Below are 12,850 nucleotides of genomic sequence, written 5' to 3' on the forward strand. Positions count from 1 at the left end.
ATATATAACAGGTTATTACAGCCGACTCAGACCGCATCAATATAATGGAGGGTTAACACCTAATAGATCGGAACAATTATATTGGGAAAACTCTAAAACTGTGGCCAATTTTCATTGACCACTACACCCCCAATATCAAGTAGGATAGCCACTCAATTAAAAAGGCTATCCTATGACTAATATCCCTATTTGTTCATTTACTTCACCTCACACTCATACCCAAACATTGGATTGCCCAAGCGATTTTGATTACGCTTTTATGTTGTCGTTTATCCAGCCAAGAATGATTGTTGGGGTGGAGTCGGTGGTTGATAATGTTTATGCGCGCAGCTTTCGATTTGTTGCTGACAGTAGCACTCATCATGATACCGATACCACCGATAGCGGTTGCGACAATAGTTCCAATAACGTCATCGATAACAGCGGCGATAATAACAGCCGTCAAATGCATACTGGTCGTATTCAAGTCGCGTATTTAACCAAATCCAATCAGTTAGAAGTGACTATTGTTTGCAATCATCCCGCAGCGGTTGAGCCGGTATTAAAGCGGGTTCGATTTATGTTTGATCTGGATACCGATATGAGCGAAATCGAATCTAAGTTAAAACATGATCAAGTGCTACAGCGAGGCTTTGTGAATGGGCATGTACCAAGAATGCCAAAAGCGTTTGATTCATTTGAATTTTGCGTTCGCGCTATTTTAGGTCAGCAAGTCTCTGTTAAAGCGGCCACCACGTTGGCCGGCAGAGTGGCGCATGCTGCAGATTTACAAACGCCGGCGAGCTTTCCTCGTGAGTTAGATTGTTTCTTCCCACAACTGACCGATGTGATCGATTTATCATTTGAAGGTTTAGGATTAACTAAGACCCGCATTGGCACTTTAATTACCGTGATCCAAGCACTGCAAGGTCAGATGATTAGCTTGAATAAAGACCAAGTCTTTGAAGATTATTTACAACAATGGACCGCATTAAAAGGGGTAGGGCCGTGGACGGCAAATTATCTCGCCATGCGCGGTTTAGGTATTCAAGATAGCTTCCCTGATAAAGACTTAGGGGTATTAAAAGCATTGGCTGTCGAAGGTGACTATCCCTCACGCAAAGTGGTGTTGCAACAAGCTGAGGCGTGGCAACCGTATCGAGCTTATGCCACCTTGTGTTTGTGGAATGGACTGTAAATAAAATGGGTTATAAATAAGTGTGAGATTGATCACGTTTTAATTTACAAAATGTGGCAATAGGCGGAGAATTACCCCTCTTTTCAACGATTTGATTTTGTTCGTTTTTACTTTTTAATTCGCAGGTTTATATTCCTCATGGATAACAAATATCCCGATGGGTTACCCAACCCACAACGTCTTGGCGCGATCCTCACGATTGCGTTTGGTATTACCATGGCGGTGCTGGATGGCGCGATTGCTAACGTCGCGCTTCCGACTATTGCGCGTGATTTAAGTGCCAGCCCAGCCGAATCGATTTGGGTGGTGAACAGCTACCAAATTTCGATCATCATTTCATTACTGCCGATGTCCTTTATTGGTGACATTGTCGGCTATCGTCGGGTATATCAAGTCGGTTTAGTGCTATTTTGCTTAACATCGGTGTTTTGCGCGCTCTCGACCTCTTTAGAAATGTTGACGTTAGCCCGAGTGCTACAAGGCTTTGGCGGCGCGGCATTAATGAGTGTCAATATTGCTTTAATCCGCCTGATTTATCCTAAGCGTTTTCTTGGCCGAGGCATGGGGATCAACTCTTTTGTGGTGGCCGTATCTTCTGCCGCAGGGCCGACGGTGGCCGCCGCAGTTTTATTGGTCGCGTCTTGGAAATGGCTCTTTTTAATTAACGTGCCGATTGGAATGATTTCTTTAGCATTAGCGCTGAAATATTTACCACCTAATTTGAAAAAATCCATTGGGCAACGGTTTGATATTCCTAGCGCAATTATGAATGCGTTATTCTTTGGTCTATTAATTGCCGCGATTACTGGTTTCTCGCAAGGGCAACCTCTGACCATTGTGAGCGTTGAGTTAGTCGCGGTGGTGATTGTTGGCTTCTTTTTTGTGCGTCGTCAGCTCTCTATGGCGTTCCCGTTATTACCGGTGGATTTACTGAGGGTCCCAATTTTTTCACTCTCAATGGGGACGTCAGTATCATCGTTTATCGCTCAAATGTTAGCGTTAGTTTCGCTGCCGTTTTTCTTACAGACGGTATTAGAGCGCAGTGAAGTAGCCACCGGATTATTGTTAACCCCATGGCCACTGGCAACCATGATCGCCGCGCCACTTTCGGGTTATTTACTGGAGCGTTTCCATGCTGGTTTACTTGGCGGTGTGGGCTTAGGGATATTTGCTTGCGGTCTATTTGGCTTAGTGTTGTTACCGCATAATCCAAGTGATTTTGATATTGTCTGGCGAATGGCTCTGTGTGGTTTTGGTTTTGGTATTTTCCAAACGCCGAATAATCACACCATTATTTCATCGGCTCCACGAGATCGAAGTGGTGGTGCTAGTGGCATGTTAGGTACGGCGCGCCTGCTTGGGCAAAGTGTCGGTGCGGCGCTGGTGGCGTTAATGTTTAATATGTTCCACGATAACGGCACTCACGCTTCGCTGATTTTAGCGGGCAGTTTTGCTGTTGTTGCTGCGGTTGTGAGTAGCTTGCGAGTGACGCAACCTCGAGTCGATTAAACCAGTACTCATAGCAATACAATCTTCAAATTGGGCTTGAGTGTTAACAGCATTTAAGCCCAAATTCAGATAACATCTGCCCTCTAAAACCGCTACACTATAGTGATATAACAAATCCCTGTTTTATTTTTCCATTACTGAGATCTTCCATGCCATTTTCTTCTTTTGGGTTAAGCGATCCAATTTTAAAAGCCGTTGCCGAACAAGGTTACGATAAGCCAACCGACATCCAGACTAAATCCATTCCAGTGGTTTTACGCGGTGAAAATCTGATCGCAGCAGCGCAAACCGGTACTGGTAAAACCGCCAGTTTTGTATTGCCAATCCTAGAGATGCTAAGCAAAGGCCAGACGCAGCGTAAAAAACGTATTCGCGCGTTGATCTTAGTGCCAACTCGCGAACTTGCGATCCAAGTTGAAGAGAATATTCAAGCCTACGGAAAATACTTAGAATTGACGTCTCTTGCCATGTACGGTGGCGTCGATTATGCGCCACAAAAGCAAGCCTTGATTGATGGTGTGGATATTTTAGTGGCCACCCCTGGGCGTTTGATTGATTTATACGGTCAACATTCTGTTCATTTTGATGAAGTTGAAATGCTGGTGCTCGATGAAGCGGACCGCATGCTCGATATGGGCTTTATTGAAGACATCAACAAGATCATCGCACGTTTACCAGAAAATATTCAGAATCTATTATTCTCAGCCACGCTATCGAACCCAGTGCGTGATCTGGCTCGTACTGCCATTAATGATCCAACTGAGATCTCGATTGCCAAACACAGCGCCTCGAAAGATTCGATCAATCAATACATGATCACGGTAGATAAAGACAAAAAGTCTGCATTATTGACCCATTTACTCACCGAGCGTGATTGGTCTCAAGCGTTGATTTTCATCGGTACTAAACATGGCGCTGCCAAATTAGTCTCGCAACTTGAAAAGCGCGGCATTGCAGCAGAAGCTATTCACAGTGGTCGTAATCAAGCCTCACGCGCGCGGGTATTAGATGAGTTTAAAGCTGGAACCGTGAAGTATTTAGTTGCGACAGGCGTTGCAGCGCGTGGTATCGATATCGACGACCTGCCGTGCGTAATTAACTACGATATGCCATTCCCAGCCGATGACTATGTACACCGTATTGGTCGTACTGGACGTGCGGGTTCAAAAGGTGAAGCGGTATCTTTGGTATCACGAGACGACTTTAAAAACTTATGCATGATTGAAAGTCGTTTAGGGCATTTGATCAAGCGTAAAACCGTTGAAGGCTTTACTCCAATCAAAGACGTGCCAATTTCAGTCTTGAACTATGTGCCAAAGCATAAGCGCGCTAAGCAACAAGACTAAAACGCTGTTCTTTCTCTTGCTTTAGAGTTAAATCCCAAACGCCATGTTGTGACTCCTTGATTGAGGATCGCAGCATGGCGTTTTTGCTATGTGGGATTTATTTCTTCTCAGACTAGCTTCGATGTCTATGGATAGAATTAAGTTATATTTATCGAGTAATTATTCATATTTAGTTGCGATATCTGATAATAACGAAGTGATCGGCGTTGTAGGTATTCGTGATAATTCTCACCTATTTCATTTGTTTGTTCATGATAGTTTCCAAGGTATCGGACTATCACGCAAACTTTGGGAGGTAGCTAAAAATCTAGCGATGAAAAATGGGAACAGAGGACGTTTTACTGTTAATTCAGCACTCCGTGCAGAGCAGATCTACAAAAATTTCGGATTTAATCGTATTGATGGTGTGAGGCGTGAAAAAGGTATGGTAGATATCCCGATGGTGATGGATAAAGTGTGCGGAGATGTTATTTCAACAGACTCTAGTTCTGTTATATAAAATTAAATGAAGCTCTCAATCAAAATCCTGCATTTCAAATCGGACGCTGCGTGCTTGCGCCATGGTGCAGTCGGTGATGGCCATTAACTCATTTAATGTGATATCTGGATTACTTTGAATTAACGCTGCCAATTTATCGGCCATGCTGGGTGGTGGTTGACTATCTTCCTCTGAGATTAACGCTGTGTTTATTCCGTCGGTGATTTTTTTGATCAAATAACTCATCGTGTCTGGATCGGTTGCGGTCAGGGTTTCGATTAATTCTGACAGCGGCTCGACTTCACCTTGCAGTTGCCAATTTCTTGAGCGGCGAATACGTTTAAGTTCACACCCTAATTTGAGTGCGATGCTTTTTGCTTGTTTAACTCGATCGCGACCAATGCGGTGGATGAGTGAGGGCAGTGCGATAGTGATCATGCGGCTATGATAAAGAAAAACGCCCACAATGACGATGGGCGATTTGGATGCGTTGGCGACGATTTAGTTTGGGCTTAACCCCAATGTAATATTTGCCACGGTTTACCTTGCGCTTGTTTTTCTAATCTTTCACATGGATTGACCAAATAAGCGAAATCGGCGTATTGACACAAAGGTAAATCATTGATCGAATCGGTGTAGAAATGCACGGCTGAGAAGGTTTCATGGTGCTGCTGACACCATTGTTGTAGTCGAGTTACTTTCCCTTGTTGATAACTTGGCGTGCCTAGAATTGTGGCAGTAAATCGACCTTGTTGCTCAACCAAATCAATACCAATCGCATGTGGGATATCAATGCGTTTAGCGACCGCTGTTACTAGAAATGAAACCGAAGCAGAAATGATCAACATCACTTGTTGCCGTTGATGAAGTTGCTCAATCAATATTTTAGCTTGAGGGAACAATAAAGGCAGTATTTTTTCCTCAACACATTGATCGGCCAGTTGTGATACTTGTTGTACGCTTAAATGGCTGATCGGTTGAATTGAAAAGGCTAAATATTGTTGCATATCCAATTCACCTTTAGCATACAGCGCCATTAATCGTTTATCTTCGGTAATAAAACCTGGTTGAGTGGCAATGCCTTGCTCAACCAAAAACTCATGCCAAAGCATCGCGCAGTCGGCGTTGATTAATGTTTCGTCCATATCAAAAACAATCAATGAATTAGGCATGGTTACGCTCTCACGGGTTGAATTTCGTTAAGGTTAAATCGTAAATGCAATTGATGACCATTAGCAAGCAGCCTTTCTGATGAACGATTGAGTAAATCGACGGTTAAATGGCAATCTTGGCAGTTTTCCATCGCGACACGATAACGAATAACATTACCTAATAATTGCTGATGTTGAATGGTGGCTTTTAATGGCAGAGAAATATGCTCAGGATAATGACGACCCACTTCTTCGACATAGATTGATTCTGGGCGTATGGCGAGTTTCTTTTGGGTATCCATGTTGAACAGTTGTTTGGCTTGCTTGGCTTCCATTAAATTGTAATGACCCATAAACCCAGCCACAAATTCATTTTCTGGTTGGGTGTAGATTTGCTCTGGTGTTCCTTGCTGCACAATTTCACCATTATTCATTAAGAAAATCCGATCGGACATGATCATCGCTTCTTCTTGATCATGAGTCACAAAAACCGTGGTGAGGTTTAACTCTTTTTGAATATCACGGATTTGCTGCCTTAAACGTTTTCGGATCTTGGCGTCGAGGGCTGAAAGCGGTTCATCGAGTAATAAAATTCTAGGCTTAACCACTAACGCGCGTGCAAGGGCGACTCGTTGTCGTTGTCCACCTGATAATTGATGCGGGTAATAGGCTTCTTTGCCGGATAAATCGACCAATTGGATCACTTTTTCGACGTCTTTTTTAATGGTGTTGGCATCAAGTTTTTTCATTTTTAAGCCAAAGGCAATATTGGTTTCGACCGTCATATTAGGAAAAAGAGCATAAGATTGAAACACCATACCGATGCCTCGCTCTTGTGGGGTTTGATGAGTAATATCCTCACCATTTACTAATATCGTGCCATTATCGACCGGATTTAAACCCGCTAGACTGCGCAGTAAGGTGGATTTTCCGCAACCACTTGGCCCAAGTAAGGTAACAAATTCACCTTGTTTTATGCCAAATTCAATACCTTCAAATACGGTATTTTGACCAAAGCGTTTTGTGAGATTGGAAACGGTGACGTAATCTGTTTTTGAATAGGTATTCATGATTTTTCCTCTTGGCTAAAGCGACTGGCAAGCCAAGTCATTACAAAAATAAATAAGAAATAGGTCATCACTAAAGCAGAAGTAAAGTGGCCGCTGGTTTGACGCATGTTGTAGAGATAAATTTGCATGGTTTCAAAGCGCGTACCGACCAAAATATTGGCAAATACGAACTCGCCTAATAAGAAAGAGAATGAGATAAACAAAGAAGCCAATAGCCCTTTTTTCAAGTTAGGCAACACAATTAAAAAGAAAGCTCTTGGGGTGCTGGCGCCAAGTAAATGCGCTGCATCCATTAAGTCGTGTAAATTGATGGCGCTAAAGCTGTTGGAGATCGCGCGATACATGAAAGGCAAGGCGATGGTGAAGTAAGTGCCAATCAAAATCCAAGGGGTGCCAACCAATGGAATGGCGCTGTCGGAATAAAGTTGTAATAAACCGACTGATGACACCACGGGCGGCACCGCAAATGGCAGTAATATCAAAATGTTCATTACTTTATCCATTTTTGGGAAGTAATAAAACACCACGAAAATAGTCGGCAGAATTAACACCACACTCAAGAATAGTGAGCTAAAGCCTAAGATTAACGAGCGCCCAAATGCAGCAATAAATCGGTCATCGGTTAATAATTGATAATACCAATCAAAAGTTAAACCGTCGGGTAATATGGTGGCTCCCCAACGGGATGAAAATGAATACAACAGTGTGGCAAGGATCGGTAATAACATGACCCCAACAATGCCGTAAACGATAAATTTATGGATCAATACACTGGAAGATGAAGGGAGCATCGTTTTAGTGTTTAACATGGTAACTCCTTGAAATTAACCATTGATTAATCACAGTAATAAAGGCTAACAAGGCAAGCAGTAATACTGAAATTGCCGCAGCTAAATTAGGCTCTAGGAATAAATCTCCCGATACCAGACTGGCAATGCGTATGGTGACAAGGTTGTAACTGCCACCGGTTAACGCATACACGCTGGCATACGCGCCAATTGCATTGGCAATTAAAATGATAAAGGTTCCTAGCAATGCAGGGGTTAAAACTGGCAGCGCGATCCGCCACCAATATTGATAGGTGTTGGCTCCCAGTAACGCGGCGGCTTCTTTCCAATCGGGTTTTAGGCTGTCAAAAGCGGGATAGAGCAGTAATACCGCTAATGGAATTTGGAAGTAAACATAGATGGCTAATAATCCCCATTTTCCGTAAAGATTAAAGTCATCGATCAATCCATATTGCTTTAGTAACAAGGTGAGCGCGCCATTCACGCCTAGAATAATGATAAAAGCGAATGAGAGCGGCACTCCGGAAAAATTACTGCTCATATTGGTAAAGGCAATCACACAATCACGGATCTTATTGTCTAGATGTCGTAATGACGAAACCAGTAAAGCGGCGATCACTAAACCTAAAATACTCGCCCAAGCGGACAACCAAATACTGTTACTGAAACCTTGCAGCATAAACTTAGAATTAAGAATGTCATGATAATTTGTTACCGACCATTCACCGTCATAAATAAAGCTATTGACCAAGACCCAAAACATGGGCGCTAGTTGAAATAAATAGAAAACCACTGAGAATGGAATAAACCACAGTGCAGGCTTAAAGCGCTTCAACCAAACCGACATTGTTGATTTAACAGGTTTACTTGCTGGATTGTTAGAGCCGTTTTCGGATTGTTTTTCATAGTGTGCTTCAGCTTGTTTTACTGATAACTGGCTGATATCAATACTACTTCTGGTCATGGTTTGAGGCCGTATTGTTGGTTGATGAAGACGCTGCCAATGTACAGGTGGCATCGGTCGTAAAAAAGGACGAGTAATAAGCCTTGTTGTGGTTTAACCCCAGCAATTGGCATACGCTGCCACAGATCTCAGTTTGTTTTATTGTTGCAGGGAGTGCCTCTTTATTGGTTGGAGCTTGATGGTTAAACGCATCGCCAATCACAAATAAAGGCACTTCTCGTTCCTGTGGCAAAATACCGCCATGAGACAAATCATTATTCATACCGTGATCACTAGTGACCAATATTTGATAGCCATCGCTTAACCACTGGTCGATGTAATTGGAAAGGTGGATATCGGCAGCGCGAGCGCAGTTACGATATTGGCGCGAATCTAAGCCAAATTTATGCCCTATATCATCAATGTTCATTGGGTGTATTAACAAAAAATCGGGTTGATAACGGCGACGTAAATAGTCGGCATCAAGAAATAACGCTTCATCGGGATAATGGTCCCAGTGATAAAAATAACCATGTTGAATATTCATCGATGTATTATGAGTAAATCTATCTCGAACTGCATCATAAGGGGCTTGGTTGTACAACTCGCTCATCCAATGATAGGCAGCAGCAGCGGTTACTTTCCCTTGTTGCTTGGCTAAACTGAATACGGACTCATGCTTAGATAAGCGAACAATTTGATTATTCACGATGCCGCTATCTACAGGTCGAACGCCGGTTAAAAGGCATTCATAAAGAGGCCGCGACATTGAAGGTAGCTCGGATTGAAGTTGAAATAGTGTTGCTCGATTTTGCTCAATTAATCCATTTAAGTAGCCCATACAATCATGAGCTACTTGGTAATTGAGGCCATCGAGGAGCACTAAGATGACCTTGTGATTCATGCTATTTCCTACACTATTGCTGACTGATTAACACGTTTTCTTGCCATTGACGCGGCAATTGACGGGCTGATTTTTCCCATGCCGCAAAGTCGCTGACTGGGTGAACATGAGTGTATTGAGAGTTAGGCAATAATTTATCTTGAATCGCTTGTGGCAACTTAACACTGGTGCGGATAGGGCGGGCATAACCATCGGCTAAATTGATTTGGCCTTTATCGCTAAAGATATATTCACGCGCCAGTTTGGCGGCATTCGGGTTTTTAGCGTATTTATTGATGATGGTGGTGTAACCGGAAATAACTGAACCGTCTTGAGGAATGCTCACCGTAAAACGGCTACGGTCGATTTGGTCACGGTAGTTAAGCGCATTGAAATCCCACAAAATGGCAACTTCGACTTCGCCTTTTTCAAGGTTAGCAACACTTGGGTCGGTAAAAGATAAACGACCTTGTTTAGCGAGTTTGGCAAATAAATCAAGCGCAGGTTGCAGGTTTTTCTCACTGCCACCTTTAGCGAAGGCTGCCGCTAGAACGGCGTTATTGGCTTGCGCGGCAACACCCACATCTCCTACGGTGACTTTGTAATCGCCTTTTAGCAGGTCATCCCATGTTTTCGGTGGGTTTTTAACCAGATTATTATTGGAAATAAAAGAGATAGTGCCGGTATAAGCCAGTGCCCAATTACCTTCTTTGTCTTTTGCCCAATCTGGGATGCTGTCCCATGTGGTCGGTTTATATGGTTGAGTGACACCTTTTTTGACCGCGATACGTGCAAATGCAAAACCGACATCACCAATATCGGCGGTGGCGTTGTTTTTTTCGGCATCAAACTTTGCGATCTCTTGCGCCGAACTCATATCGGTATCTTGATGCTTTAAGCCATATTGTTGTTGCAAGTCTTGCCAAGTGCCTTTCCAGTTAGCCCAAGTATCTGGCATGCCAATACTGTAAACCTGACCTTCTTTTTTAGCGGCATCAATTAAAGGTTGGATGGCATTATTATCTTGTACGAAAGTATCTTGCGCGAAAGTATGGGCAGAAAAAAGCGTTGCCATTAAAGTGGTACTGATTAACAAACGTTTCATAGTGTCGATTCCTTTGGACTAGGTCAGTAAATACAGCGTGGTAAGTAAGTACATAACGCATCCTAGACAACAAATGTGACACTTTGCCTGCAGTTATCTTTCAGTTTTTAGTTGATTCGATGTCATTTATATTTCATTTCATTTTTTAAGCATCACCTATTAACAAATTTAACTATAATATTCATAGTGGCTATGATTTATTTTGAGGTAATGATGTTATCCATTTTTGATATTTTTAAGATAGGCGTTGGGCCGTCCAGTTCTCACACCAATGGCCCTATGATCGCAGGGTTTCAATTCAGTCAATTAATGCAACCGCACTTAGACAATGTCAGTCGTATTCGGGTCGATTTATACGGTTCATTGTCGTTAACCGGCATTGGTCATCATACCGATCGAGCAGTAATTCTGGGCGTGCTGGGGAATCGTCCCGACGCCATTGATATCGCTGCGGCCAATCAAACTTTAAAGGTGGCATTAGAGCGTCAGCAGTTAGCTTTAAGTGACACGAATAGCATTGAGTTTGATTACGATAGCGACATTCAATTTCTTAAAACCAACTTACCTCTGCATGAAAATGGCATGGTGATCACCGCGTTAAATAAACATGATCAAGAGCTAGTCAGTGAAATTTATTATTCGATCGGTGGCGGGTTTATTCTTACCTCGACTCAAATGCAAAATAGAGGAAAAGAGGAAACGGTGGCGGTGGAGTTTCCTTTCCATGACGCCGAATCGATGTTGCAACAAGCGGATAGCCATAACTTATCGTTAGCCAAAATGGTGTTGCGTAATGAATTGTCATTTTTTGAAATGGACGCCATTCGGACTAAATCAGATCAAATTTGGCAAGTGATGAGTCAGTGCATGCAACGCGGTTTTGAAACGGAAGGTATTTTAGACGGCGGATTAGGGGTGGTACGTCGTGCGCCAAACTTACGCATGCGTTTAGAAAGTGGCTCCCATTTAAGTACCGATCCAATGGAAATTATGGATTGGATTAACTTGTTCGCCTTTGCCGTCAGTGAAGAAAATGCCGCGGGTGGTCAAGTGGTGACTTCTCCTACCAATGGTGCCGCTGGCGTGATCCCTGCAGTATTGATGTACTATCATCGTTTTATTGAAGCGTTAAATACCAATAAGTTAATCGACTTTTTTGCAATTGCAGGGGCGATCGGCATTTTATACAAAACCAATGCCTCGATTTCTGGTGCGGAAGTTGGCTGCCAAGGTGAGATCGGCGTGTCATCATCGATGGCTGCGGCTGGTTTAGCCGCGTTATGCGGTGGCACTAACGAGCAAATTTGCGTGGCGGCAGAAATTGCAATGGAACATTCACTCGGCATGACTTGCGATCCGATTGGCGGCTTAGTGCAAGTGCCCTGTATTGAACGTAACGCTATGGGCGCAATGAAGGCCATCAATGCTTCGCGTATGGCATTAAGGCGCAACAGTAAAAGCGTGGTATCGCTAGACAAAGTGATCGCGACCATGTTTGAAACCGGCAAAGACATGAACCGAAAATACCGAGAAACCTCACTCGGCGGCTTGGCTTTGATCCATTTAGCGCCACCATGTGAGTGATGTCCTGAATGGGTGAATTTACACTGTAAAGAGTGGTTTTTTGGGAGAGCGAATATCCGGCCGCGATTCATGCCAAATAGCGGCCAAGTTCGGTTTTATACGCTAGCAAAAAATAACGCAGGGCTAATGTTATATTTAGAAGAAATGGCTTGGATGTGTTCTTTGGTTAGCTTTCGCGACCCATTTAAGATCATCGATACCAAGCTTTTTCCGCCGATAACATCTTTTAGATCGTCAGCTTTCAATTGGTATTGATCCATTAATACTCGCAAAGTCGCAACGCCGTTATCTAAACCTTCAATCCGACGATTAAATTCGGCAAACTCATCCGCATTATCTTCCCAACGCTCTATTGATACTGCGAGAACTTCGATTAAAGGCTTATAAAGATCATACTCCTCAATGAGTTCTTCCATCAGCGCTAATGCTTCTGTGTATTCTTCATCGTTGGAGATATGACCGACAAAGCTTGCCATGGTAAATAGTTCTAATGCTGTTGATTTTAGTTGATTGAAATTTTTCATTTGGACTCCTTGGCATACCTTGAGCATAGCTTGTCGTATTCAGCATGAGGGACAATACACTTTACGAACATTCGATGATCTCTAAATTCAATGAAGGTGATTAGACGTAAATTATTGCCACCGATATCTAAAACATACCATTTATCTTTGTATTTAAAGTTATCTGGTAATCCTCCCATTTCTAACTGTTGTTAAAAGTAGAAGTTAAGCGACCATCAATGGTGGTCTACCACCATTGGCTTTATGAGGCCGTTCATTATTATAAAACCAAAGCCAATTGGTTGCATAGTCT

13 protein-coding genes and 1 pseudogene are annotated in these 12,850 nt (G+C 42.9%); 5 read left to right on the forward strand and 9 right to left on the reverse strand.

Annotated elements, in window-relative coordinates; genetic code table 11:
- Nucleotides 1-172 precede the first annotated feature (172 nt).
- The 4 genes from HC723_RS15080 (at nt 173) to HC723_RS15095 (ending at nt 4,531) form a co-directional block, all read left to right on the forward strand.
- The gene (locus HC723_RS15080; RefSeq protein ID WP_190339659.1) at nt 173-1,177 is read left to right on the forward strand and encodes a DNA-3-methyladenine glycosylase 2; all 1,005 of its coding nucleotides are present in this window, start codon (nt 173-175) and stop codon (nt 1,175-1,177) included.
- Between the two features lie 138 nt (nt 1,178-1,315).
- Complete coding sequence (locus tag HC723_RS15085) at nt 1,316-2,686, forward strand: MFS transporter (RefSeq protein WP_190339660.1); 1,371 nt, start codon at nt 1,316-1,318, stop codon at nt 2,684-2,686.
- 149 nt (nt 2,687-2,835) lie between these two features.
- Nucleotides 2,836-4,032 (forward strand): DEAD/DEAH box helicase, encoded by a 1,197-nt coding sequence (locus HC723_RS15090; RefSeq protein ID WP_153448942.1) that lies wholly within the window; start codon nt 2,836-2,838, stop codon nt 4,030-4,032.
- Nucleotides 4,033-4,159: 127 nt separating this feature from the next.
- Complete coding sequence (locus HC723_RS15095; RefSeq protein ID WP_238925518.1) at nt 4,160-4,531, forward strand: GNAT family N-acetyltransferase; 372 nt, start codon at nt 4,160-4,162, stop codon at nt 4,529-4,531.
- A 15-nt stretch (nt 4,532-4,546) separates the two neighbouring features.
- Here HC723_RS15095 and HC723_RS15100 read toward each other — a convergent pair whose 3' ends face one another.
- The 7 genes and pseudogenes from HC723_RS15100 to HC723_RS15130 all read right to left on the reverse strand — a co-directional run bounded on the left by HC723_RS15100 (nt 4,547) and on the right by HC723_RS15130 (nt 10,450).
- Nucleotides 4,547-4,948, reverse strand: a complete 402-nt coding sequence (locus HC723_RS15100) for a ribosome recycling factor family protein (RefSeq protein WP_190339661.1) — start codon at nt 4,946-4,948, stop codon at nt 4,547-4,549.
- 74 nt (nt 4,949-5,022) lie between these two features.
- Nucleotides 5,023-5,682, reverse strand: coding sequence for an HAD family hydrolase (locus tag HC723_RS15105; protein WP_190339662.1), 660 nt, complete (start codon nt 5,680-5,682; stop codon nt 5,023-5,025).
- A 2-nt stretch (nt 5,683-5,684) separates the two neighbouring features.
- On the reverse strand, nt 5,685-6,731 hold the full coding sequence (locus HC723_RS15110) for an ABC transporter ATP-binding protein (RefSeq protein ID WP_190339663.1): 1,047 nt from the start codon (nt 6,729-6,731) through the stop codon (nt 5,685-5,687).
- Nucleotides 6,728-7,522: an ABC transporter permease gene (locus tag HC723_RS15115; RefSeq protein ID WP_190339668.1), complete on the reverse strand. Its 795-nt coding sequence runs from the start codon at nt 7,520-7,522 to the stop codon at nt 6,728-6,730. The genes HC723_RS15110 and HC723_RS15115 overlap by 4 nt, the downstream gene beginning before the upstream one ends.
- Before the next feature lie 4 nt (nt 7,523-7,526).
- Nucleotides 7,527-8,366: an ABC transporter permease gene (locus tag HC723_RS15120; protein ID WP_178306548.1), complete on the reverse strand. Its 840-nt coding sequence runs from the start codon at nt 8,364-8,366 to the stop codon at nt 7,527-7,529.
- A 193-nt stretch (nt 8,367-8,559) separates the two neighbouring features.
- A pseudogene (locus HC723_RS15125) lies at nt 8,560-9,366 on the reverse strand (alkaline phosphatase family protein); the annotation flags it as partial.
- 13 nt (nt 9,367-9,379) lie between these two features.
- Nucleotides 9,380-10,450 (reverse strand): ABC transporter substrate-binding protein, encoded by a 1,071-nt coding sequence (locus HC723_RS15130; RefSeq protein ID WP_190339665.1) that lies wholly within the window; start codon nt 10,448-10,450, stop codon nt 9,380-9,382.
- Between the two features lie 213 nt (nt 10,451-10,663).
- Between HC723_RS15130 and HC723_RS15135 the strand changes: the two genes are divergently transcribed.
- Nucleotides 10,664-12,034 (forward strand): L-serine ammonia-lyase, encoded by a 1,371-nt coding sequence (locus HC723_RS15135; RefSeq protein WP_153449043.1) that lies wholly within the window; start codon nt 10,664-10,666, stop codon nt 12,032-12,034.
- A 95-nt stretch (nt 12,035-12,129) separates the two neighbouring features.
- Here HC723_RS15135 and HC723_RS15140 read toward each other — a convergent pair whose 3' ends face one another.
- The gene (locus tag HC723_RS15140) at nt 12,130-12,558 is read right to left on the reverse strand and encodes a helix-turn-helix domain-containing protein (RefSeq protein WP_153448934.1); all 429 of its coding nucleotides are present in this window, start codon (nt 12,556-12,558) and stop codon (nt 12,130-12,132) included.
- Nucleotides 12,555-12,737 carry a type II toxin-antitoxin system HigB family toxin gene (locus HC723_RS15145; protein ID WP_190339666.1) on the reverse strand — a complete coding sequence of 61 codons (183 nt, stop codon included), beginning with the start codon at nt 12,735-12,737 and terminating at the stop codon, nt 12,555-12,557. Before HC723_RS15145 ends, HC723_RS15140 begins: the two co-directional genes overlap by 4 nt.
- Nucleotides 12,738-12,850: the final 113 nt, after the last annotated feature.

The organism is Vibrio sp. S11_S32 (assembly GCF_014694465.1).
Taxonomy (GTDB): domain Bacteria; phylum Pseudomonadota; class Gammaproteobacteria; order Enterobacterales; family Vibrionaceae; genus Vibrio; species Vibrio algicola.